We start from the raw sequence: 22,156 nt of genomic DNA on the forward strand, positions 1-22,156 counted from the left end.
CTCGTCCGAAGTGCGGTTCACGGATGTCGTGCCAACCCCACGACGACACCCTGCATCCAATCCGCGATGTCGGCAGTGACCCGCGCGTGCACCGGCTCGTGCAGCAGGTCGTGCCCGGCGTCGATGTACTCACGTAAATGTACCGATTCGTGGCGGCTAGTCCAGACCCTGATCGCATCGATCGGAGCGCGCCGATCGTCGATGCCGTGCACCGCGAGCACCGGAAGACGCTGCGGCAGCGGCATTCCCGGCGCGCCCGGCGCACCGCCGCCGAGCGCGCGCTTCGGAACGCCCGAGAGCACCAGTCCCGCCAGCGTTTCCGCGGGCGGGGCGGGCCGCAGCGGATAGTTCCGTTCCAGCACCGCCGGACTCGTCGCGTCCGCCGGTTCCGGCACAGCGGCCCCGAGCATGCCCAGCGCGGTCACCGCGCCGAGCGAGTGGCCCATCAAGATCAGCGGCTGATCGCCGCGCGCCAGCTCGACCAGCCGCGCCGCGTCCGCCACCAGTTCGGCCAGCGTGCCGGGTTGTTCCGGATCGCCCTCGCTCAACCCGTGCCCGGCGGTGTCCAAGGCCCACACTTCACCGGCGGGGCGCAGGGTGCGCGCGAACCGGTGGTAGTGGCCGCTGTGCTGGCCGATTCCGGGCAGCAGGACCACGGTGTAGCGGGGGTGTTCGATCGGCCACCGCCGATAGTGCATCCGGCCGCGGTCGCCGTCGAAGAATGGCATCCACCGATAGTGCCAAAGATCGTGGCGCGGATGTGACCGCCCGATTCCGCGCCGGAAACGGCTAAGATCCGCGACGACTCATACCGACCCGAGCCCGAGGTGCCCGCGTTGCGAATTCTCCGCCGTCGAGGCGTCTTCCTCTTGTCCGCCGCCGCGCTCGCTCTGACCGGAGTGCTCACGCCGGTCGCGGGCGCCGCGCCGCCGATCGCCGCTTGTGACCCCGCGGGCGCGGTCACGGCCGTCGCGGCGCGAGTGCCGGTGCTCGACTGGGCGGAGAACCTGGGCTACGACGCGCAGGGCAACCTGTGGGTCTCCCGGCTCTACCGCAACGAGGTGCAGCGTTACGACGCCGCGGGCACGCTCACCGCGACCGTTCCGGTGGAGTTCCCCGGCGCGGTCCGGCTCGGCCCCGACGGTCTGCTCTATGTCGTCTACGGCGATGCGCCGGTCAGCGTCGTCCGTCCCGGCGGCGTGATCCGGTTCGATCCGGCGGCGGCCGTGCCGCAGCCGGAGGTCTTCGTCTCCGGTCTCACCATGCCCAACGGCGCGGCCTTCGACCCGAGCGGCAACCTGTACGTCGCGAGCATTTCCGGTGTGGTGAAAGTTCGTCCCGACGCATCCGTCGACACCGCATGGGGCGCGCCGTCGGCCGGACTGGCCGCCAACGGCGCCGTCGTGCACGACGGCGTGCTCTACCTGACCGCCAACGGCGGCCCGCTCGGCCGCGTCGTGCGCGTCCCGCTCGACGCGCCCGCGTCCCGCAGCACCGTCGCCGACCTGTCCGTGCAGCTGGCGGGCCTGCCGGATTTCGCCGACGACCTCTTGGCCGATCCGAGCGGCATCCTCTACGTCACCACCCTCACCGGCCAATTGGTCCGCGTCGATCCCGCCACCGGCGCCACCTGCGCCGTGCTCAACGGCCAGCCGCTCACCGCGGTGGCCGCCGTCCCCGGCCGTCCCGGCGAATTGATCGCGAGTACCGAATCCGGGGCTCTGCTTCGAATCACCCTGTCCCGCTGAGTCCGAGCCGCGGGCGGGCTAGAACTTCGCGGGGGAGTATGCGCGGCGGTCGCCCGACTGCTCCGCGTGCTGTCGCTACTCCAGACGCCCTGCGAACAGTCGGCAGCGAATCGGGCGAACGGGGGCCGGGCGCCGGGGGTGTAGGTTCAGGCGCTGCCGCGCGATCCTCAGCGCGCTGACACGTCTTACCTCCGATTCGACAGACACGGCGCGTATGACCAGTGCCGTCACCGGGTAGCGGCGCATTGAGGTCATCGGGGTGCGTTGCGGGTTGCCCGCTCGGCACGACCGGCGATGGTGCGCAGGTGGGCGATGAGTTCCGGGGGCTCGTGGACTTCGAAGTCGGCTTCCAGCGCGAGCAGCCGGTGGGCCAGCCATTCCGGCGCGTCGTCGCGCAGGGCATCGATCCGGCAGGTGTCGGCGTCGATCGCGACGACATCGCCGGGGTGCTCGCCCAGCCGTCCCGTCACCCGGTCGGCGGAGTCGTGGATGGTCACGCGGAGCCGGAAGGACGGTGTGCCCCAGTCGGTGCGGCGGCCCGCGACGTAGGCGGCGGCATCGGCGGCGGGCAGCGGGCGCGGGGTGAAGCGGGCGGCGGTGGGCTGCGGACGGTCGATCCGGTCGACGCGGTAGACGCGCCAGCCGGCCCGGTCGAGGTCGTAGCCGACCAGATACCAGCGCCGCCGCGCAGGCACGAGGCCGATCGGCTCGGTATGGCGCTTGGTCTCGGCGCCCGCCTCGTCGCGGTAGGCGAAACGCACGCGCTCCCGGTTGGTCACGGCCGCGCCAGCGTGGCGAGCACGCCGGGATCGGCGGCCGGCCCGTCGGCGGTGGGCGGGGTCAGCGCGACGGCGAGGACCCGCACTCTGCGCCGCAACTTCGCGGGCAGCACCTGCTCGACTTTGGCCAGCGCCCGCACCGACGCCTCCTCGATCCCCGCCACCGCTGACCCGGCGGCGGCTCGCAACCCGACCGCGATGGCGACCGCCTCGTCGTCCTCGACCAGTAGCGGCGGCATGGCTGTGCCCGCCGCCAGGCGGTAACCGCCCGCCGCGCCGAGCGTCGCGGTCACCGGATAGCCGAGTTCGCGCAGCCGATCGATGTCGCGGCGCACCGTGCGGTCGGTGACGCCGAGGCGTTCGGCCAATTCGCTGCCCGGCCATTCGCGGGGCGTCTGGAGCAGCGACAGCAAGCGGAGCAGCCGGGCGGGAGTGTCGTTCACGACTTCACAGGATGCCGGAAATATAGGACCTGTTCGGTCCTAGTTGCTTCCTAACGTCGTCGCCGTACCGCAGCACCGACCGCCGAGGAGGCACCGATGACCACCGCCATCCGCCCGTTCCGCATCGAGATCCCGCAGTCCGATCTGGACGACCTGCACGACCGGCTCGCTCGCACGCGCTGGGCGGCGCAACTGCCCGGCGCGGGCTGGGATCGCGGCGTGCCGGTCGACTATCTGCGCGAGCTGGCCGATTACTGGCGCACCGGATTCGACTGGCGGGCCCGTGAAGCGGCGCTCAACGAGTTCCCGCAGTTCAAGACGCGCATCGACGGGCTCGACGTGCACTTCCTGCATGTGCGCTCGCCGGAGCCGGACGCGATGCCGCTGATCCTCACCCACGGCTGGCCGAACTCGTTCGCCGAATTCGCGCGGACCATCGGCCCGCTGGCCGATCCGCGTGCGCATGGACTCGATCCCGCGCAGGCGTTCCACGTCGTGGTGCCCTCGGTGCCGGGCTTCGGCTTCTCCGACGGTCCGCGCGAGCCGGGCATGACACCGGCGAAAGTGGCCGCGATGTGGCTGACCCTGCTGGATCGGCTCGGCTACCGGCGCTTCGGCGCGCAGGGCGGCGATCTCGGCGCCTACGTCGCGCCCGAACTCGCCATCGCCGCGCCGGACCGGGTGATCGGCGTGCACATCGACGGCGGGATCGGGATGCCGACCGAGGCGGACGTGCCGACCATGACGTCGGACGAGCGCGCCGAGTGGGACCTCATGCAGCAGTGGATGACCGGGGGCGTGAACCATCACGTCCTGCTGCGCGCTGCCCCGCAGACCTTCGCCCACGCGTGGACCGATTCACCGGTGGGCTTGCTCGCCTGGCTGATGCAGAAGTTCACCGAATTCGCCCCGCTCGCCGATCGGGTGGAAGACGTGATCGACCGCGACCAACTGCTGACCAACGTCAGCCTGTACTGGTTCACCGCCACCGCTGCCTCGTCGTCATGGCCGATGTACAACGGCCTCGGCAACGGCGCATTCACCTGGCCGAAGGGGCAGAAAGCAGTGCCGACCGGCACGTACGGCGGCGGCTCCGCGCTGATGCGCAGGCTCGCCGAGCGTGACAACACGATCGTGCACTGGCCGGAGGGCAACACGGGCAATCACTTCATCGCGATGGAGTGCCCGCAGGCGCACGTCGCCGACATCCGCGCGTTCTTCGCCACCGTGCGGTAGGGAGTGGCCTACGGGGTCGGGGTGGGTTCGCCGCCGGAGCCGCTCGGGGCGGGTTGGGCCGGGGCGGGAGCCGGGGCCGCGGGCGGCGGAGCCGGGTTGTCCGGGACCGTGAACAGACCCACGGTGGGAGTCATCACGCAGTGGGCGAACGGGTAGTCGATGATGCCCCACATCGAGGCCAGCACGGTGCCCGGTCCGCTTCTGACCGTCTTGGACAGCGTAGGCATGCGGTACTCGGTCAGGTCGTCGAGCGGGTCGATGCCGCTGGCGCCGGTGTTCGCGTTCACCCAGGCGACCACGAGCCCCGAGGCCAGCGGTGCGCCGGAGTGCGAGGGGGTCGCGCTGAACCGCAGCTCGCCGGGGGCGACATTCAGGTCGCGGCCGGTGCCGGTCCCATCGGTCGTCGCGGCGGCGATGATCGTGGTGATCGGCCCGTTGCTGCCGCAGCCGAAGGTGGGCGCGGCGTAGGAGAACGGGGTGAACACGCTGGATACCTCGCGCAGGTGCGCGGCGCCGATCAAGCCCGCGTAGCGCGTGAGCGCGGCGACGCCCTCCTGGGCCGACGGGTCGGTGCCCGCGATGTCGGCCAAGTGGGCCAGACCGGTGTCCACCGGCTCGGGAGGCTGGTCGGCGGTGGCGGGCGCGGAGAAGGTGAGAACCGCGCCGATGCCGAGGGATGCCGCGGCGGCCGCGGCGCGTGCGATGGTCCTGCCGTTCACTCGTTCTCCTCGATACCGAACCCTGTGGGCACCCCGGCCCACCTGCAGCAACGTACCAGCTCGCCGCGGTCGCCGTCCCGGGGAGCGGCGCGGAATCCGGCGCCGCGAACGGCGAGTGTGTCCCGCACCTGTGATCCAGTCGACAGGGGAGGATTACCGGGGGGTAGTTTGGACTCGGACGTACGAGACACGCAGGGAGATGCGTATGAAACTATCCTTGTCCCCCGACGACGTCGCCTTCCGCGACGAACTGCGCAAGTTCTATCGGACCGAGATCCCGGCCGACATTCGCGAGCGCGTCCGGGACGGCCGTGAGCTGACCCGCGACGACATCGTCACCGCGCACAAGATCCTCAACGACCACGGCCTCGCGGTGCCCAACTGGCCCGTGGAGTGGGGCGGCAAGGATTGGACGCCGATGCAGCGCCACATCTGGCAGGACGAGATGCAGCTGGCCTCGGTGCCGGAGCCGCTGACGTTCAACGCGCAGATGGTCGGCCCGGTGATCGCCCACTTCGGCTCGCAGGAGCTGAAGGAGCGTTTCCTGCCGCCCACCGCGGCGCTGGACATCTGGTGGTGCCAGGGCTTCTCCGAGCCGGACGCGGGTTCGGACCTGGCGTCGCTGCGCACCACGGCGGTCCGCGACGGTGATTCCTACATCGTCAACGGCCAGAAGATCTGGACCACGCTGGCCCAGTACGCCGACTGGATCTTCTGCCTGGTGCGCACCGACCCGAGCGCGGCGAAGAAGCAGGCGGGCATCTCCTTCCTGCTGTTCGACGTGAAGTCGCCCGGCGTCACCATCCGCCCGATCAAGCTGATCGACGGCGGGTACGAGGTGAACGAGGTCTTCTTCGAGAATGTGCGGGTGCCCGCCGACCAGCTGGTCGGTGAGGAGAACCGGGGCTGGACCTACGCGAAGTTCCTGCTCGGCAACGAGCGCACCGGCATCACCGGCGTCGGTCGCACCAAGGTCAAGCTCGGCGTCGCGAAGCAGTACGCGGCGAAGACCAAGTCGGGCAACGGCACCCTGCTGGAGGACCCGGTGTTCGCGGCGCGGGTCGCCGAACTGGAGAACGAGCTGCTCGCGCTGGAGCTCACCCAGCTGCGGGTGGTCTCCAACTCCTCCGACGGCAAGCCGAATCCGGCCTCTTCGGTGCTGAAGCTGCGCGGTTCGGAACTCCAGCAGGCCGCCACCGAGCTGCTGCTGGACATCGCCGGACCGGATGCCATCCCGGTGGGCGCCGACGACATCGCCTCCCCGGGCTGGGCGCAGCGCAGCGGCCCCTCCTACCTGAATTACCGCAAGACAACCATCTACGGAGGCTCCAGCGAGGTGCAGCGCACCATCATCGCCTCCACGATCCTCGGATTGTGAGGCGCCACCATGGATTTCGATCTCACCGATGAACAGGTCATGCTCCGCGACACGGTCCGTGACCTGCTCAACCGCAACTACGACGCCGAATCCCGGCTGAAAGTGGTCGATTCGGAACTGGGCTGGAGCCGCGACGTGTGGCGCCAGCTCGCCGAACTCGGCGTGCTCGGCCTGAGCTTCGCCGAGGAGGACGGTGGCGTCGGCGCCGGTCCCGTGGAGACCATGGTCGTGCTCGAGGAGGTGGGCCGCAGGCTCGCGCCCGAACCGATCCTGGACGCGGTGCTGATCCCCGGCGGCCTGGTCGCCGCGGCCGGCAGCGCCGAACAGCGGCAGCGGATCCTGCCCGAGGTGGCCTCGGGTGCGAAGCTGCTCGCCTTCGCCCATGCCGAGCCGGGGGTGCGCTGGCCGGCGGCCGAGCTGGCGACCACCGCGACGGCGCAGGGCGGTTCGTACACGCTGACCGGTGTGAAGAACCCGGTCGCGCACGGCGACAGCGCCGACGAGCTGGTGGTCAGCGCCGCGCTGCCCGAGGGCGGCGTCGGCCTGTTCCTGGTCGCGCCGGACGCCACGGGTGTGGTCCGCAAGTCCTACCGCACGGTGGACGGCCAGCGCGGCGCGCAGCTGGAGCTGACCGACGCGCCCGCCGAGCGGCTCGGCGAGGCGGACGCGGCCGGGGCGATCGAGTCGGTGCTCACCCACGCGCAGGCGAGCCTGTGCGCGGAGTCGGTCGGCGCGATGGAAGAAGCGTTGCGGCTGACCACCGACTACCTCAAGCAGCGCAAGCAGTTCGGCGTCACGCTGTCGAAGTTCCAGACGCTCACCCAGCGGGCGGCCAACATGTACGTCTCGCTGGAGCTGGCGCGCAGCATGAGCCTGTACGCCACGGCGTCGCTGGCCGACGGGGCCGACGATCCGGTGATCGCGTCGCGCGCACGGCTGCAGGTCGGCCGCGCCGCCAGGCACATCGGGCAGGAGGCGATCCAGATGCACGGCGGCATCGGCGTCACCGCGGAATACCCGGTGAGCCATTACGTGGCCCGGCTGACCGCGATCGAGCGCACCCTCGGCAGCGGGCTGGAGCACCTGCGGGTGCTCAGCTCGCGGGTCGGCGACTACGAGCTGCCCGAACTGTAAGGAGTGGCGCGGTGGTGCGTGCCTGCGCACCACCGCGTCTCACCGCTCGTCTGCCGGGCCGGTCCGCAGTTGGGTGGGCGCCTCGTCCGTCGAGTCGCTGCTCGGCGCTCGCGCTGCGGTCGGCCTCGGCTCCTCCGGCGGTGCGGGCTGCGTGGTGTCCTCGCGCGGATTCCCCGGGGACGGCTCGGCGGTGGTACTGCTCATGAACCCCGCGAACGGGGTCGGGCGCCGCTGGTCGGCCGGTGCGATCCGCCAAGTCGGCGACGGCGGGATGACGACCTTGGGGGTCGTCGAGCCGGTGCCGCTCTCGTGGACAACGGGTTCGGCGTACTCGCCCGCCTTGAGCGGTGGGGGCGGCACGTAGGTGTCCTGTCGACCGACGCCGCAAGCGCCGATCAGGACGAGTCCGATGGAAACCGCTCCCGCGGCGATCGCCGGACCGGCGATCTTGGCCCTGCTGCTTTCCAACGGTGACGCTCCTCGTGTGTATCGAGTGGACTCACCTTACTCGAGGCCGGTCGGTCCGGCGAGGCGAGTGGTCGCTGGGGATACGCCAGGCGGCGTATTTAAAACAGTTCTGATTCAGATATCGAATTGGTCTCTTCGGCGTGTCGTGGGCACGTGTCGCTATCCTCCGGCGTCCCGGAGTCGTAGCGTGTGTGAGCAAAGTTACGCGTGAGACGCCGGTTCAAGGATGAGAGACACGTTGTGTGAGAACGTGATAGTGGTTCTCTGACCGGCGTCATCGAGGAGTAGATGATGGGAGCTTACTCGACAGCGTCGCGGCGTGGTTCGTCCCGCGCCGCAGAAGATGGCGTGTCGGCAACGGCACAGCATCTCGCGTCGAACCAGCAGGGCCGTTCGCTGTCCACGATCGTGTCGCGGACGCTCGCCTGGCTGATCTTCATCGGCGGACTCGTCGGGGCGGTGCTCGGCATCGCGGGCCTGCACGTCGAAATCACGGTCGCCGGACTCATTCTCGCCTGCACCGCGGGACTGGTTCTGCTCAAACTCCGCGCGGGTGGCGGCGAAGCCGACTGACCGCAAACCGGCCGGTCGCCTGCCGACCGGCTCGGCGCCGAGCGTGAGAAACGTAGGCGCGCAACATTTCAGGCGCCTACCGTGATCTGTATGAGGATCGAGATCACCACCGACGCCGCCGAGTTCCGCTCGGTCGCGGGGGCGTTCCTGCTCCGCGATCCGCTGCGGCACACCGTGCTCACCACGAGCGTCGCCAACCACGTCACGGGCCTGGACGCCCCGGCCGAAGCATCGCGTTTTCTGTCCGTCCTCGGCGAGGACGCGGCGGTGATCGGCGCCGCCATGCGCGTGGCCGGTCGCGACGCGTATCTCGGTGCGCTACCGCCCGACGGGATTCCCGCGGTGGCTCGCGCGCTGGCCGAGGTCGTCCCCGAGAACGCGGGCGTCGAGGGCGTGGTCGCCGACGCCACCGCTTTCGCCGAGCAGTGGCACGGCCTGCTCGGCAGGGACTTTCGCGAGTCGTACCGTGCCCGGCTGCACCGGCTCGGCGCGCTGCGGATCCCGGACGTGGCCGGAGCGCCGCGTCGCGCCCTGGTCTCCGATGTCGCGCTGTGCGCGAAGTGGATGGCGGCCATGGAGGAGGAGTCCGAAGCGGGACCCCGCCTGGACGAGGCCGCGATCCGGCGCCGGGTGGAGGCGGGCCGCTGGTGGCTGTGGGAACGCGAGGGAGAGCCGGTCAGCCTTGCCGCGCATCAGATCCCGATCCAGGGTTGGTCGCGGATCGGGCCGGTATACACCCCGCCCGACGCGCGCGGCCACGGTTACGCCTCCGCGGTGACCGCGCACGTCGCGCGGCTGCTGCGGACCGAGAACCTCGACGTATGCCTGTTCGCCGATCCGGCCAACGCTACGGCCAACCGGATCTACCGTGCGCTCGGCTTCCACCCGACCCACGAGTTCGCCCACTACGTCTTCGAATAACCGGCCGGGTACGCAGGGGCGGCGGCGAACCCGGCGAACGGACTCCGCGGTCCTGGTCATCCATTCCGCAGGGAAGAACTCAGTTCAGCGGCGCGGACCTCCACCAATCCATGAACTCCGCTTCAGTGGCGATGAATCCGGCGCTGTACATCAGCATGGCTGCTCGGCCGGGGTCCGTCGGGAAGGCGGTGACCATGCGCGGGCGCAGGTTGCGGCTGCCGCGCAGGGTGTAGTTGGTGTAACTGTGACCGCTGTCGTTGGTGGCGTTCGCGCGATCGTTCGGCGGTAAGGTCGCGAGGACGCCCTGCGCGTCAGCGGGCGAGCCGTAGAGGTAGAAGTCGAAGGACGCCTTGTTCGGCCCGCCGAAGCAGCTCCACATCATCAGCCAGGGGCCGAAATCCGGATCGTCGTGGTCGCGTGTCGTCGCCTCGTCCGGAGCATGGGCGAAACAGCCCGCCTTGTTGTATCCGGTGCCGGAGTGCACCAAGCGGTCGGCGGAGGTCTCCGGCAGCATGCCGGGGAACGCGGCGCTCAGCGCGGCCGCGCGTGCGCCGATCGTGGCCCGGTCCGTGGTGGCCGAGACACTCGTCGCCGGTCGCCCGGTGGTCGGCGAGGCGGTGGCGTCGGTGTGCGGCGCGGACACCGTGGTGGTCGGCGCGGCGGAGCCGGACGGGGTGTCGTAGAAGGAGGGCGCGGCGAGTGCACCGGCCAGACCCAGTGCCAGCGTCAGACCGATCACGGCCCCCAGCCGATCTCTCCGCCGGGGGCGCCGCTGCGGACGACGGCCCCCACCCGCGCCGGGAAGCGGTGGGTCCGGGGGCGGATGATTCGGCGGAAGCCACCCAGTGGGTGCGGCCAGCGCCTGCCGTGCGGCGGCGGCGAACTCGGCGCACGAACCGAATCGATCGGCAGGCCGCTTGGCCATCGCTGTGGCCAGCACGCCGTCCAGCGCTCGCGGCAAGCCGGGCCGCAGCCTGCTGACCTCGGGCGGCGGCGCGCCGAGATGCCCCTGGATCACCGCGACCGGATTGGTGGCGTCGAACGGCACCGTGCCGGTCAGCAGCCGGAACAGGGTGCAGGCCAGTGAATACTGGTCGGCGCGGTGATCCAGCGGCGCACCGGACAGCTGTTCCGGTGCGGCGTAGGCGAGGGTGGCGGTGAAGGTGCCGGTCTGGGTGAGCCGTCCGGTGTCGTCGCGGAACCGGGCGATGCCGAAGTCGGAGAGGTAGACCCGCTCCTGGTCCCCCGCGACGCGCTCCAGCAGGATGTTCGCCGGTTTCACGTCGCGGTGCAGCACGCCGCGGCTGTGCGCGAAGTCCAGCGCCTTGGCCGTCTCGGCGATGATCTGCACCGCCCGCTGCGGCGGCAGCGCCCACGCCTCCAAAGCCGCGGCGTCGGTGCCGTCGATGTAGCGCATGCAGATCCACGGCTGCTCACCTTCGACGCCGCGGTCGAACACCGTGACGATGTTCGGGTGGTCCAGCCGCGCGACGAGGTCGGCCTCCCGCTCGAAACGGGTGCGGGACTCGGTGTCGTCGAACAGGTCCGGGTTCAGCAGCTTCATCGCCGTCAACCGGGGCAGCCGCGGATGCCGGGCCAGGTACACCGATCCCATCCCGCCGCGGCCGAGCAGGCGTTCGATGGTGTACCCCGCGAAGACCTCACCGGTGTGCGGCATCGGTCAGTTCAGCGGAGCCGAGCGCCACCAGCGCAGCAGCTCGTCGACCGTGGTGTGGGAGAAACCGTCGGTGTACATCAGGTACTGGGTCCGATCGGGGTCGCCGGTGAACGCGGTGACCATCTTGGCGCCGTCGTCGACGTACTTGTAGTTGGTGTAGGACTTCCCGCCGTTGGTGTCGGTGGATTTGGCGGCCGACGAGGGCAGGCCCTTCAACACCGCCTGGACGTCGGCCGGCGTCTTGTAGACGTAGATGCGGTAGTACGGATCCTCGTTGTTGCCGCCCTTGAAGCAGCGCCACTGCGCGGCCCAGTCGCCGAAGTCCGGTTCGCCCTTCGACGGTGACGGCGGCGAACTCGGCGAGGCCAGCCAGCACTCGGCGCCGTTGTACCCCACCTCCTCGGTCTTGGAGGCGGGCACCATCCGCGGGAACTCCGCGCTGACCGACTCGGGGGTCGCGTCGACGAGATTCGGTTTCACCGCCGAAGTGGTCGTCGTGCCCGCGTTGTTCGAGCCGGAATCGGAGACGGCGCCGATGATGCCGAGCACCACGACGATCAGCACGACGACGCCCACCACCACACCGATGATCAGGCCGGTGTTCTTCTTGGGCGGCGGCGCGGCCGAGGGGTGGACGTGCGCGCCGTGCGGCGGGGCGAAGGTGGAGAACCCGGTCTGCTGCTGGGGAAACGGGTTGGCGGCCGTCGGCTGCGGCGCGGGACCGGTGTGCGGGCGCGAGTTCACCACCGGCGCGGGCGGCGGAGTGGCGGGCGACCCCGAGGCGAGCGCGTTCGGCCCGCTGGTCTGCGGCGTGTGCACCTGGTGGCCGGGCCCGCTGACGTAGTGGCCCTGCGCAGCCGGATACGGCGATCCCGTGGTCGGGATCTGCGGGCCGGTCGCCGGGCGCGGTCCCGCCGTCGCGTGCGGCGGACCGGTGACCGGGCGCGGACCGCCCACCACCGGCATCGACGGCACGCTGGAACCGGTCAGCGCCTGCTTGGCGGCGGCGGCGAATTCCGCGCAACTGCCGTACCTGTCGTCGGGTCGCTTGGCCATCGCCTTGGCCAGCACGCCGTCCAGCGCGAAGGGCAGGCCAGGCCGGACGCTGCTCAGCGCCGGCGGTGTGCCTTGCAGATGCCCTTGGATGACCGCGGCGGGGTTCGTCGCGGAGAACGGGCCGGTGCCGGTGAACAACCAGAACAGCGAGCAGGCCAGCGAATACTGATCGGAGCGGTGATCGAGCGACGCGCCGGTGAGCTGTTCGGGCGATGCGTAGGCGAGCGTCGCGGTGAAAGTGCCGGTCTGGGTGAGATGACCGGTGTCGTCGCGCAGCCGCGCGATGCCGAAGTCGGTGAGATACACCCGTTCACCGCGACCGGCGGTGGAGCGGGCCAGCAGGATGTTCGCGGGTTTCACGTCGCGGTGCAGCACCCCGTTGCCGTGCGCGTAATCCAGCGCGTCGGCGGTCTCCTTGATGATCTGCACCGCGCGCTCGGGCGGCAGCGACTTCGGTTCCACCGAGGCGGCGTCGATGCCGTCGACGTACTGCATCGAAATCCACAGCTGCTCGTCCTCGAGGCCGCGGTCGTAGACCGTGACGATGTTCGGGTGATCGAGCTGGGCGACCAGATCCGCCTCCCGTTCGAACCGCGCCCGCACCTCCTTGTCGAAGAACATCTCCCGATTCAGCAGCTTCAGCGCGGTCATCCGCGGCAGCCGCGGATGTTTCGCCAGATAGACCGAGCCCATGCCACCGCGGCCGAGTTGCCGCTCGATGACATAGCCGGCGAAAACGTCACCGCTGGCCAGCATGACTGCTCCACTTCCCGCCGCCCGCCGGGACCCACCGGCGAACAGGCGTACAGCAAAAGAATGCGTGGCCGGAGATGGGCCCGACCACGGAAAACATCGAAACCATAGCAGTAGTCGCGCCTTGCCTATCGCTCGTCGAGCGTGGTGACGCGTGGGCGATCGACCTGGGCCGCGCCGTCCGGCGGAGGCCGGGGGTCCGGAGGTTGCTGGTGCGGTCGCACCGCGGAGCCCGGACGCATGGGAAGGTTGGGCAATTCGATCAGGCCGGGATGCGCAGGGCGGCGCGGCGGCAGGAAACTCGGGCGCGGCGCGGCCGGGCGCGGGGTTCCCTGCGGGATCGGCCGGTGCTGCGGCGCGGCCGGGGCGGTGCGGTACGTCGGCGCGGCCGGGTACCCGTCGGGGCGGATGCCGTGCGGCGCCGTCCGGGGACCCGCATGGTCGGCGATGGCGTGTTTCGCCGCGGCGGCGAACTCGGCGCAACTGGTGAAGCGATCGTCGGGCCGCTTGGCCATGGCGCGAGCCAGCACCGGATCCAGCGCGGGCGGCAGGCCGGGACGTGCACGGCTGAGCACCGGGATCGGCGCGTACAGATGGCTGTTCACCACGGCCGCCGGGTTGGCACCCGGATACGGCGGCGCGCCGGTGAGCATCCAGAACAACGTGCACGCCAGCGAGTACTGATCGGCGCGGTCGTCCAGCGGCCTGCCGATCAATTGCTCAGGGGCGCCGAAGGCGAGCGTCGCGGTGATCGTGCCGGACGAGCCGATCGTGCTCTCCGCGCCGCGGATGCCCGCGATCCCGAAATCGGTGAGCAGCACCCGTTCCTGCTGCCCGATCGGCGCCTTGGCCAGCAGGATGTTGGCCGGTTTCACGTCGCGGTGCAGCACCTGGTTCGCGTGCGCGAAGTCCAGCGCCGCCGCGGTGTCGGCCACGATCTGCACCGCGCGCCACGGAGCGAGCACGTCGACGTCGGCGCAGGAGGCGTCCGCGCCGGGCACGTACTGCATCGAGATCCACAACTGCCGGTCCTCGGCGCCGCGATCGAACACCGTGACGATGTTCGGATGATCGAGGCGCGCCACCAGATCGGCCTCGCGTTCGAAGCGGCGGCGGATGTCGGTGTCGGCGTACAGTTCGCGTTTCAGCAGCTTCAGTGCCGTCAGTCGGGGCAGCCGAGGATGCTGGGCCAGGTACACCGTGCCCATACCGCCATGGCCGAGAACGCGTTTGACGACGTAGCCCGCGAAGATCTCGCCGGTCTGCAACACCTTTACACCCCCTTGTCGAGTCGAGCGCGCGGACGCTATCCATGTATCTCGATCAGCCATCGGGATGCAACAGTCGCGGCGCGACATCGATTGTCGTCGGTAGCAGCCAGTACTGTGACCCGCATGCGCATTGGAGCACACGTCCGGCTCGACAGCGACCCGATCGGCTTCGGGGAGAAACTCGGCGCCGACGTCATCCAGATGTTCGTGGTCGATCCGCAGAGCTGGGACAAACCCACCCCGCACCCGCGGACCGAGGAGATCCTCGCCAGCCCGATCGAGGTCGTGGTGCACTCCTCCTATCAGATCAACGTCGCGAGCCTGAACAACCGGCTGCGCATGCCGTCGCGCAACGCGGTCGCCCAGCAGGCGAAGGCGGCCGCCGACCTGGGCGCGTTCGGTCTGGTGGTGCACGGCGGGCATGTGCGTTCCGACGCCGAGCTCGAGACCGGAATCGACAATTGGCGCAAACTGTTCGAGCGTCAGCAGGACAAAGGCGGCTTCGCGGTGCCGATCCTGATCGAGAACACCGCGGGCGGCAACCACGCCATGGCCAGGCATTTCGACTCCATCGCCCGGTTGTGGGACGCGGTCGGCGATTACGGCGCCGGATTCTGCCTCGACACCTGCCACGCCTGGGCCGGCGGTGAGGAGCTGATCGGCGTCGTCGACCGGATCAGGGCGATCACCGGCCGGATCGACCTGGTCCACTTGAACTCCTCGCGCGACGAATTCGACTCCGGCGCCGACCGGCACGCCAACTTCGCCGACGGCACCATCGACCCGCAACTGCTCGCCGAGGTGTGCCGCACGGCGGACGCGCCGGTGGTCCTGGAGACTCCGGCCGACGGCCTCGCGGAGGACCTGGCCTACCTCCGCGAGCACTGTGGTTGATCTGCGGCGCTGGTTGTTCGGTGCGTGAGCCCGACCGCAAGTCGGTGCTCGGATCGGCTTGCGTTCGGTGGGCCGAAGTGGCCGTTCTTGCGCGCCGTTTGCGATCAGGGCGACGAAAACCCTGGTCAGCGGGGTTGTTCGGGTGGTCTGCTCTCTGGAGCAGTAACCGATCTCGACAGCGAAGGTGATCTCATGACGGTCGCACCCGCCACCCCATCCACGGCCTCGGTGACCAGGCTCGGCGCTCGTATCGGCGCGCGGATCGACAACGTCCGGCTCGGCGGCGACCTGGATCCGGCCACCGTCGACGTGATCCACCGCGCGCTGCTGGAGCACAAGGTCATCTTCTTCCGCGGGCAGGACCACCTGACCGAGGACGGGCAGTACGAGTTCGCCCAGCTGCTCGGCTCGCCGACCACCCCGCACCCGACGGTCACCTCGCACGGCGTGAAGAGCTTGGCGATCGATTCCGAGCACGGCCGCGCCAACAGCTGGCACACCGACGTCTCCTTCGTCGACCGCGTCCCGAAGGCGTCCATCCTGCGCGCGGTGCGCCTGCCGTCCTACGGCGGCGCCACCACCTGGGCGTCCACCGTCGCGGCCTACGAGTCGCTGCCCGAGCCGCTCAAGCGGCTCGCCGAGTCCCTGCGCGCCGTGCACACCAACGTCTACGACTACGCCCGCGTCGAGGAGACCCCGCGCCCCAACACGGCCGCCTACCGCGCCGAGTTCGAGTCCACGTACTACGAGACCGAGCACCCGGTGGTGCGCGTGCATCCCGAGACCGGGGAGCGGGCGCTGCTGCTCGGCCACTTCGTCAAGCACTTCGTCGGGCTGTCCAGCACGGAGTCGCACGCGCTGTTCCGGCTGTTCCAGGACCGGGTGACCCGCCTGGAGAACACCGCCCGCTGGAACTGGGAGCCGGGCGACGTCGCCATCTGGGACAACCGCGCCACCCAGCACTACGCCATCGACGACTACGACGACCAGCCCCGCAAGCTGACCCGCATCACCCTGGCCGGCGACGTCCCGGTCGGCGTCGACGGCGCGTCGAGCACCATCATCGCGGGCAACGCCGAGCACTACTCGATCGTCGAGGACACCCAGCTGCTCGCGTCCTGAACGAGGACCCCGCATGGTTGCCGGTCCTCCGGCCGTTGAGGGGCCATGCGGTGTCCTTGCGTCAGCGGTGAGCCGTCGCCAAGCGGCCCGACCCGCCATACCGGCAGGTCGGGCCCACGAAACGTCGTAAATGACCGAACCGTGAGGCGTCGCTCGGGTGCGAGACTTCCCGGGGCCGCGAACACGCAGCGCCGCAGGCGCTGCAAAAACCAACACAGCCCATACTGGTTGCCATGAGTATTCGGCCGCTGGACGGGGTGCGCGTCCTGGAACTCGGCAATTACATCGCCGCGCCGACCGCCGGGCGCATTCTCGGCGACTTCGGCGCCGAGGTGATCAAGGTGGAACGCCCGAAGGCGGGCGACGAGCTGCGCAACTGGCGGCTCTACGGCGGTGACACCTCGATGCTCTACCGGACGATCAACCGGAACAAGAAGTCGATCACCCTGGATCTGCGCACCGACGCGGGGCGCGGGATCGTGCTCGACCTGATCCGGCGCTGCGATGTGCTGCTGGAGAATTTCCGGCCCGGCATGCTGGAGAAGTGGGGTTTGGGCCCGGAGGTGCTGAACGAGGCGAATCCGGATCTGGTGATCACCAGGATCTCCGCCTACGGCCAGACCGGGCCCATGTCGGAGCGTCCTGGGTTCGCCGCGGTGGCCGAGGCGGTCGGCGGTCTGCGCGAACTGGTGGGTGATCCGGATCGTCCGCCCGTGCGCACCGGCGTCTCGATCGGTGACTCCATCGCGGGCATCTACGCCGCGTTCGGCACCGTGATGGCGCTGTTCCAGCGCGAGCGCCGCGCCGAGCGGGACGGGCCGGTCCCGTTACGTGAGCGCGTCATCGACGTGGCGCTGAACGAGGCGATCCTGTCGGTGATGGAATCGCTGGTGCCGGATTATCTCGCCTACGGTATCCAGCGCGAACGCGTCGGCGGCCGGATGGAGGGCATCGCGCCGAGCAACGCCTACCCGTGCGCGGACGGGACCAGCATCATCATCGGCGGCAACGGTGACGCCATCTTCCAGCGCTACATGGCGGTCATCGAGCGGCCCGATCTGGCCGCGGATCCGGACCTGCAGGACAACGCGGGCCGCTGGCGCAATCGCGAGCGGCTGGACGCGGCGATCGGGGAGTGGACGGTCAGGCACACCCGCACCGAGGCGCTGAAACTGCTGGATGCCGCCGCGATCCCGTGCGGGCCGATCTATACCGCGGCCGACATCGTGGCCGACGAGCAGTACCGGGCGCGCAACATGATCCAGTCGTTCACCGTGGACGTCGGCGCGCCGGAGCCGAAGGAAGTCGGCTTTCCCGGCATCGTCCCGGTGATCGGCGAGCGATCCCTGCCCATCCGCAGTGTCGGGCCCGACCTGGGCGAGCACACCCGGGAGGTGCTGTCCGGTCTGCTCGGCATGAGCGAGGCCGAGATCGACGCGTTGGAGGCGCGATGAACACGCGACCACACGACCGGAGGCGTCCGAAGGGACGCGATGCGGGGGAGTTGCGCTCGCCGGGCGCCAGCAGGCCCGTCGTGCAGCCGAATCCGACCGGCGCGGGCGAGAAGCCGTGGGGCGGCGTGATGTGCGGCCACCACCGGGCGCGGGAGCAGCGATGACCGCGCCGGTGTTGCGCGATGTCACGTTGCGCGACGGACTGCAGCTGACCGGCAAACTCCTGCCCGTGCAGCGCAAGGTGGATATAGTGCGGCGCTTGCTCGCGCTGGGGGTGCCCGCGCTGGAGATCGGCTCGATGGCGCGCCCTGACCTGGTCGCGCCGATGGCGAACACCATGGAGCTGGTCGCCGCGTTGACGCCGGAGGAACTGCGCCGCTGCTGGGTGTGGGTGGCGACGCCGCGCCACGTGGAGAAGGCCGCCGCGGCGGGGGTGCGCAATTTCCAGTACTGCTTCTCGGTCTCCGACGCGCACAACCGGGCGAACATCGGACGCGACACCGAGGCCAGCGTCGCCGCCATGCCGGACGCGGTGCGCCTGGCGCAAGAGGTGGGCGGCTCGATCCAGCTCTGCTTGGCCACGGCGTTCACCTGCCCGTTCGACGGCCCGGTCGATCCGGAGCGGGTGCTGGCCATCGCCAGGGACCCACGCACCGAGGGCGCGGACGACATCGTCCTGGCCGACACGCTCGGACAAGCCCATCCCGGCGAGGTGTCCGCGCTGGTGACGGCGGTGCGGGAGCGCACGCCCGCACGGCGCGTCGTGTTCCACGGCCACGACACCTGGGGCATGGGCGTGGCCAACACCCTCGCCGCGGTCGCGGCGGGCGCGGACATGGTCGACGGCGCGCTGGGCGGCCTCGGCGGCTGCCCCTTCGCCCCCGGCGCCAGCGGCAACACCGCCTCCGAGGACATCCTGTTCGCCACCAGACCGGACTGGTTCACCCCCGCCGCCTTGGCCGCACTGGTCGACCTCTCGGAAGAACTCCTGGCCGAACTCGGCGAACCCAACCGCTCCCGCACCCTGGAAGGCGCCCGCTCCGAGGCATCCGCCTTCGAGTGGGTCGTAGGTAGGGCTTGAAACACAGGGTGTTCCCTGATGGCGTGTGAGGGCTCAGCCGGTAAGACTGGACGGCATGACTTCGCAAGCCTTGGGCGCCGACACCGCCGAACTGGCGGCATCGACCGATGTCGCGGCCCACGCCATCGAACTGACCAAGGTCTACGGATCGGGTGATACCCAGGTCAGGGCATTGGATGGGGTGTCGGCCGAGTTCGCGAAGGGCGAGTTCACCGCGATCATGGGGCCGTCCGGATCGGGCAAGTCGACGCTCATGCACTGTCTGGCCGGGCTCGACAGCGCCAGCTCGGGCGCCGTCCGCATCGGTGACACCGATCTCACCACGCTGTCGGACAAGCAGATGACGCGCCTGCGCCGGGACCGGATCGGCTTCGTCTTCCAGGCGTTCAACCTGGTGCCGACGCTGACGGCGCTGGAGAACATCACGTTGCCGCTGGACATCGCGGGCCGCACACCCGATCGCGAATGGCTGGAGACGGTGGTGCGGCGGCTGGGGTTGGTCGGCCGGCTCACCCACCGCCCCAGCGAGCTGTCCGGCGGACAGCAGCAGCGGGTGGCCTGCGCCCGCGCGCTCGTGGGTAAACCGGACATCATCTTCGGCGACGAACCGACCGGCAATCTGGACTCGCGCTCCTCGGAGGAGGTGCTGTCGATCCTGCGCGCCGCGGTGGACGAGTTCGGGCAGACGGTCGTCATCGTCACCCACGAACCGCACGCGGCCGGGTTCGCCGACCGGGTGGTGTTCCTCGCCGACGGACGCATCGTCGACGAGATGCGCGATCCGACCGCCGACACCGTGCTCGACCGGATGAAAGCGTTGGAGCAGGCGTGAGCGGGGGTTCGCGGAAGATTCGGGGGCGGGCGTGATGGCCGGAAGTCCGATGCGCAAAGTCGCGCTGCGCAATCTCGCCGCCCACAAGGTGCGGCTGGTGCTGACCCTCTTGTCGGTGGTGCTCGGCACCGCGTTCATCGCGGGTTCGTTCGTGTTCACCGACACCTTGCAGAGCACTTTCGACGGGATCTTCGCCAACGAGGCGAAGGGCGTCGACGTCCGGGTGAGCCCGAAAGAGCGCCAGGCGCAAGGTGTGCCGAACAACGTGGTGGACGAGCTGGGGAAGTACCCGGGCGTCCGCACGGTCGCGCCCGGCGTGAACGGGCCGGTGGTGCTGCTCGATCCGACCGGAAAGAAATCCGTGCAGACCGGCGGCGCGCCGACGTTCGGCAAGTCGTACGTGCCGCCGGAGCGGGCCGTCGCGGAGCCGGAGAAGTTCCTGCAGGGCGTCCCGCCCGCCCGGCCCGGCGAGATCGCGCTGAACACCGGCGGGGCCGAGCGGGCCGGGCTGAAGATCGGTGACCGCACCAAGATCCTCATCCCGTCCCAGCCCGATCCGATCGACGTGACGCTCACCGGCATCTACGAAATCCCGTCCGACACCGGCGGTCTCATCGGAGTGCTGTTCGACGACACGCAGGCGCGCAAGCTGTTCACCGACGGCCTGCACGTCGCCTACGTGGACCTGGCGGTTACCGGCATCCCCGGCGACGAGTTGCGCGACAATCTGGCGAAGGCGCTGCCCGGCTACAAGGTGCAGAACGGCGATCAGGTGCGGGCCGACCTGAAGAAGGAAGTCTCCAACGCGCTCAACTTCATCAACTACTTCCTGCTCGCCTTCGGCGCGATCGCGCTGATCGTCGGCACGTTCATCATCTACAACACCTTCTCGATGATCGTCGCGCAACGCCTGCGGGAGCTGGCGTTGCTGCGCGCGGTCGGCGCGAGCAGGCGGCAGGTCGGCACGTCGGTGGTGGCGGAGGCGTTCGTCATCGGGTTGATCGGCAGTGTGATCGGTCTGGCGGGCGGCGTCGCGCTGGCGTTCGGATTGTCGGCGGTGCTCAACGCCTTCGACCTCGGGCTGCCCACCGGATCGATGGCGGTGCGGCCGCGCACCATCGTGGTCGGGCTGCTGGTCGGCCTCGCGGTGACGATGGTGAGCGCCTACGCGCCCGCGCGGCGTGCCTCGCGCATCCCGCCCGTGCAGGCCATGCGTGAGGAGTTCGCGTCCACCGGTGACTCGCTGCGCCTGCGCACGATCTTCGGCGCCGTGCTCGCGGTGATCGGTGCGGCCCTGGTCGTGCTGGGCGCGCAGCGCACCGGCGGCACGGCGGCCGCCACGGTCGGTGTTGGTGCGCTCGGGCTGGTCTTCGCGGTGCTGCTCGCCTCGCCCGCACTGTCGCGGCCGCTGGTCGGCGGGCTCGGGACGCTGGTGCGCCCGTTCGGGCCGATCGGCCGGATGGCGCGCAACAACGCGGCCCGCAATCCGCGTCGCACCGCCGCGACGGCGTTCGCGCTGACGCTGGGCCTGATGCTCGTCTCGGCGATCGGCATGCTGGGCGCTTCGGCGAAGGAGAGCGTCGGTGTGCTGGTCGACAAGGGCGTGCGCGCCGATTACGTGCTGGCCGGACCGCAACTGCTCGGTGTGCCGTTCGGCGCTGTCGACGCCGTGCGCACCAAGGTGCCGGACGTGGCGCAAGTGGCGGGGATGCGCGGGGCCGCCTTCAAGCTCGGTGACGAGCAGGTGTTCGCCACGTCGCCGGACGCTCCGCTGGCGGGTGTGCTGAACTACGAGATCGTGCGCGGCAGCGACACGCTCGGCGCCAGGGACGTGCTGGTATCCGAGGACGAGGCGAACGACCGCGGGTGGAAAGTCGGCGACCAGGTGACCCCCACCAGCGTCGACGGCAAGAAGGTCCCGCTCACCGTCACCGGTGTGTACAAGAAGAACCCGCTGCTGGGCCCGATGGTCGTGTCGCAGACGGTCTACGACGAGGTGGTCCCGCTCAACTTCCGGACCAACTTCCTGGTGCTGATCAAGGCGCGACCGGGCGCGGACCTGAGCGCGATGCGCGCCGGCCTGGAGCAGGCCACCGAACAATTCGTCGTGGTGCAGGTGCAGGACCGCGAGGAGTTCAAGGGCGCGCAGGGCAAGCAGATCAACACCCTGCTGGCCATCCTGTACGGCCTGCTCGCCTTGGCGGTGGTGATCGCGATCCTGGGCATCGTCAACACTCTGGCGCTGTCGGTGGTGGAGCGCCGTCGTGAGATCGGCACGCTGCGCGCGGTCGGTATGCAGCGCGCCCAAGTGCGCCGCACCATCTACTTGGAATCGATGCTGATCGCGGTGTTCGGCGCGATCGTCGGCATGGTGCTCGGGCTCGGCCTCGGCGTCGGATTCCTGCGCACGCTCCGCGATCTGGGACTCGACCAGATCGCCATCCCGTGGAACCAGCTGGTCCTGGTGCTGATCAGTTCGGCGGTCGTCGGAGTGCTGGCCGCTCTCTGGCCCGCGGTGCGGGCGGCGCGCACGCCACCGCTGGCCGCCATCGCCGATCTCTGAGTGTCCGTGCGGCGCGTGATGATCGCGCGCCGCACGGAACGAGCCCCCGCCCG

General features: G+C 70.1%; 19 protein-coding genes and 1 pseudogene. 13 read left to right on the forward strand and 7 right to left on the reverse strand.

Translation table 11 applies throughout. The features are described 5' to 3' along the window. Positions 1-17: 17 nt before the first annotated feature. Positions 18-728 carry an alpha/beta hydrolase gene (locus tag NB3_RS17995; RefSeq protein ID WP_067804387.1) on the reverse strand — a complete coding sequence of 237 codons (711 nt, stop codon included), beginning with the start codon at positions 726-728 and terminating at the stop codon, positions 18-20. A 108-nt stretch (positions 729-836) separates the two neighbouring features. On the opposite strand from NB3_RS17995, the gene NB3_RS18000 reads away from it, so the two are divergent. Next, positions 837-1,748 (forward strand): SMP-30/gluconolactonase/LRE family protein, encoded by a 912-nt coding sequence (locus NB3_RS18000; RefSeq protein WP_067804604.1) that lies wholly within the window; start codon positions 837-839, stop codon positions 1,746-1,748. 251 nt (positions 1,749-1,999) lie between these two features. Here NB3_RS18000 and NB3_RS18005 read toward each other — a convergent pair. Beyond that, positions 2,000-2,970: pseudogene (locus tag NB3_RS18005) on the reverse strand (helix-turn-helix transcriptional regulator). 96 nt (positions 2,971-3,066) lie between these two features. Between NB3_RS18005 and NB3_RS18010 the strand changes: the two are divergent. After that, positions 3,067-4,206, forward strand: coding sequence for an epoxide hydrolase family protein (locus tag NB3_RS18010; RefSeq protein ID WP_067804390.1), 1,140 nt, complete (start codon positions 3,067-3,069; stop codon positions 4,204-4,206). A gap of 8 nt (positions 4,207-4,214) precedes the next feature. On the opposite strand, the gene NB3_RS18015 is transcribed toward NB3_RS18010, so the two are convergent. Continuing rightward, positions 4,215-4,925, reverse strand: coding sequence for a hypothetical protein (locus NB3_RS18015; protein WP_067804393.1), 711 nt, complete (start codon positions 4,923-4,925; stop codon positions 4,215-4,217). Positions 4,926-5,130: 205 nt separating this feature from the next. Between NB3_RS18015 and NB3_RS18020 the strand changes: the two genes are divergently transcribed. Next, on the forward strand, positions 5,131-6,303 hold the full coding sequence (locus NB3_RS18020; protein ID WP_067804395.1) for an acyl-CoA dehydrogenase family protein: 1,173 nt from the start codon (positions 5,131-5,133) through the stop codon (positions 6,301-6,303). A gap of 9 nt (positions 6,304-6,312) precedes the next feature. Beyond that, complete coding sequence (locus NB3_RS18025) at positions 6,313-7,437, forward strand: acyl-CoA dehydrogenase family protein (RefSeq protein ID WP_067804398.1); 1,125 nt, start codon at positions 6,313-6,315, stop codon at positions 7,435-7,437. Positions 7,438-7,476: 39 nt separating this feature from the next. Here NB3_RS18025 and NB3_RS18030 read toward each other — a convergent pair whose 3' ends face one another. Continuing rightward, positions 7,477-7,905: a hypothetical protein gene (locus NB3_RS18030; protein ID WP_067804401.1), complete on the reverse strand. Its 429-nt coding sequence runs from the start codon at positions 7,903-7,905 to the stop codon at positions 7,477-7,479. 348 nt (positions 7,906-8,253) lie between these two features. Here NB3_RS18030 and NB3_RS18035 point away from each other — a divergent pair, with 348 nt between their 5' ends. Both NB3_RS18035 and NB3_RS18040 read left to right on the forward strand, forming a co-directional pair. Continuing rightward, positions 8,254-8,478: a hypothetical protein gene (locus NB3_RS18035; RefSeq protein WP_067804403.1), complete on the forward strand. Its 225-nt coding sequence runs from the start codon at positions 8,254-8,256 to the stop codon at positions 8,476-8,478. A 90-nt stretch (positions 8,479-8,568) separates the two neighbouring features. Beyond that, a complete protein-coding gene (locus NB3_RS18040) occupies positions 8,569-9,399 on the forward strand; it encodes a GNAT family N-acetyltransferase (RefSeq protein ID WP_067804406.1) in 831 nt (276 codons plus the stop codon). A 79-nt stretch (positions 9,400-9,478) separates the two neighbouring features. Here the strand turns inward: NB3_RS18040 and NB3_RS18045 are convergent, their stop codons facing one another. The 3 genes from NB3_RS18045 to NB3_RS18055 form a co-directional block, all read right to left on the reverse strand. Continuing rightward, complete coding sequence (locus NB3_RS18045; protein WP_067804409.1) at positions 9,479-11,077, reverse strand: serine/threonine-protein kinase; 1,599 nt, start codon at positions 11,075-11,077, stop codon at positions 9,479-9,481. Between the two features lie 3 nt (positions 11,078-11,080). Then, complete coding sequence (locus NB3_RS18050) at positions 11,081-12,889, reverse strand: serine/threonine-protein kinase (protein WP_067804412.1); 1,809 nt, start codon at positions 12,887-12,889, stop codon at positions 11,081-11,083. A 125-nt stretch (positions 12,890-13,014) separates the two neighbouring features. Then, positions 13,015-14,157, reverse strand: a complete 1,143-nt coding sequence (locus tag NB3_RS18055) for a serine/threonine-protein kinase (protein WP_084823447.1) — start codon at positions 14,155-14,157, stop codon at positions 13,015-13,017. Positions 14,158-14,280: 123 nt separating this feature from the next. On the opposite strand from NB3_RS18055, the gene NB3_RS18060 reads away from it, so the two are divergent. The 7 genes from NB3_RS18060 (at position 14,281) to NB3_RS18085 (ending at position 22,103) form a co-directional block, all read left to right on the forward strand. Further along, positions 14,281-15,051, forward strand: coding sequence for a deoxyribonuclease IV (locus tag NB3_RS18060; protein ID WP_067804414.1), 771 nt, complete (start codon positions 14,281-14,283; stop codon positions 15,049-15,051). A 192-nt stretch (positions 15,052-15,243) separates the two neighbouring features. Next, positions 15,244-16,173, forward strand: a complete 930-nt coding sequence (locus NB3_RS18065; RefSeq protein ID WP_067804416.1) for a TauD/TfdA dioxygenase family protein — start codon at positions 15,244-15,246, stop codon at positions 16,171-16,173. Between the two features lie 233 nt (positions 16,174-16,406). Further along, complete coding sequence (locus tag NB3_RS18070; RefSeq protein WP_067804418.1) at positions 16,407-17,627, forward strand: CaiB/BaiF CoA transferase family protein; 1,221 nt, start codon at positions 16,407-16,409, stop codon at positions 17,625-17,627. Further along, on the forward strand, positions 17,624-17,791 hold the full coding sequence (locus NB3_RS35095; protein WP_157111847.1) for a hypothetical protein: 168 nt from the start codon (positions 17,624-17,626) through the stop codon (positions 17,789-17,791). Before NB3_RS18070 ends, NB3_RS35095 begins: the two co-directional genes overlap by 4 nt. Further along, positions 17,788-18,708, forward strand: a complete 921-nt coding sequence (locus NB3_RS18075; RefSeq protein ID WP_067804421.1) for a hydroxymethylglutaryl-CoA lyase-like TIM-barrel protein — start codon at positions 17,788-17,790, stop codon at positions 18,706-18,708. The genes NB3_RS35095 and NB3_RS18075 overlap by 4 nt, the downstream gene beginning before the upstream one ends. 55 nt (positions 18,709-18,763) lie before the next feature. Further along, on the forward strand, positions 18,764-19,540 hold the full coding sequence (locus tag NB3_RS18080) for an ABC transporter ATP-binding protein (RefSeq protein ID WP_067804431.1): 777 nt from the start codon (positions 18,764-18,766) through the stop codon (positions 19,538-19,540). Positions 19,541-19,574: 34 nt separating this feature from the next. Beyond that, positions 19,575-22,103: an ABC transporter permease gene (locus NB3_RS18085; RefSeq protein WP_067804434.1), complete on the forward strand. Its 2,529-nt coding sequence runs from the start codon at positions 19,575-19,577 to the stop codon at positions 22,101-22,103. Positions 22,104-22,156: the final 53 nt, after the last annotated feature.

The organism is Nocardia beijingensis NBRC 16342, assembly GCF_001612785.1.
In the GTDB taxonomy this organism is placed as follows: domain Bacteria; phylum Actinomycetota; class Actinomycetes; order Mycobacteriales; family Mycobacteriaceae; genus Nocardia; species Nocardia beijingensis.

Coding starts and splice junctions, on each gene's coding strand:
- NB3_RS18025 (WP_067804398.1), top strand. CDS start 6,313: ATGGATTTCGATCTCACCGATGAACAGGTCATGCTCCGCGACACGGTC.
- NB3_RS18085 (WP_067804434.1), top strand. CDS start 19,575: ATGGCCGGAAGTCCGATGCGCAAAGTCGCGCTGCGCAATCTCGCCGCC.
- NB3_RS18045 (WP_067804409.1), bottom strand. CDS start 11,077: ATGCCGCACACCGGTGAGGTCTTCGCGGGGTACACCATCGAACGCCTG.
- NB3_RS17995 (WP_067804387.1), bottom strand. CDS start 728: ATGCCATTCTTCGACGGCGACCGCGGCCGGATGCACTATCGGCGGTGG.
- NB3_RS18050 (WP_067804412.1), bottom strand. CDS start 12,889: ATGCTGGCCAGCGGTGACGTTTTCGCCGGCTATGTCATCGAGCGGCAA.
- NB3_RS18060 (WP_067804414.1), top strand. CDS start 14,281: ATGCGCATTGGAGCACACGTCCGGCTCGACAGCGACCCGATCGGCTTC.
- NB3_RS18010 (WP_067804390.1), top strand. CDS start 3,067: ATGACCACCGCCATCCGCCCGTTCCGCATCGAGATCCCGCAGTCCGAT.
- NB3_RS18065 (WP_067804416.1), top strand. CDS start 15,244: ATGACGGTCGCACCCGCCACCCCATCCACGGCCTCGGTGACCAGGCTC.
- NB3_RS35095 (WP_157111847.1), top strand. CDS start 17,624: ATGAACACGCGACCACACGACCGGAGGCGTCCGAAGGGACGCGATGCG.
- NB3_RS18040 (WP_067804406.1), top strand. CDS start 8,569: ATGAGGATCGAGATCACCACCGACGCCGCCGAGTTCCGCTCGGTCGCG.
- NB3_RS18080 (WP_067804431.1), top strand. CDS start 18,764: ATGACTTCGCAAGCCTTGGGCGCCGACACCGCCGAACTGGCGGCATCG.
- NB3_RS18070 (WP_067804418.1), top strand. CDS start 16,407: ATGAGTATTCGGCCGCTGGACGGGGTGCGCGTCCTGGAACTCGGCAAT.
- NB3_RS18075 (WP_067804421.1), top strand. CDS start 17,788: ATGACCGCGCCGGTGTTGCGCGATGTCACGTTGCGCGACGGACTGCAG.
- NB3_RS18020 (WP_067804395.1), top strand. CDS start 5,131: ATGAAACTATCCTTGTCCCCCGACGACGTCGCCTTCCGCGACGAACTG.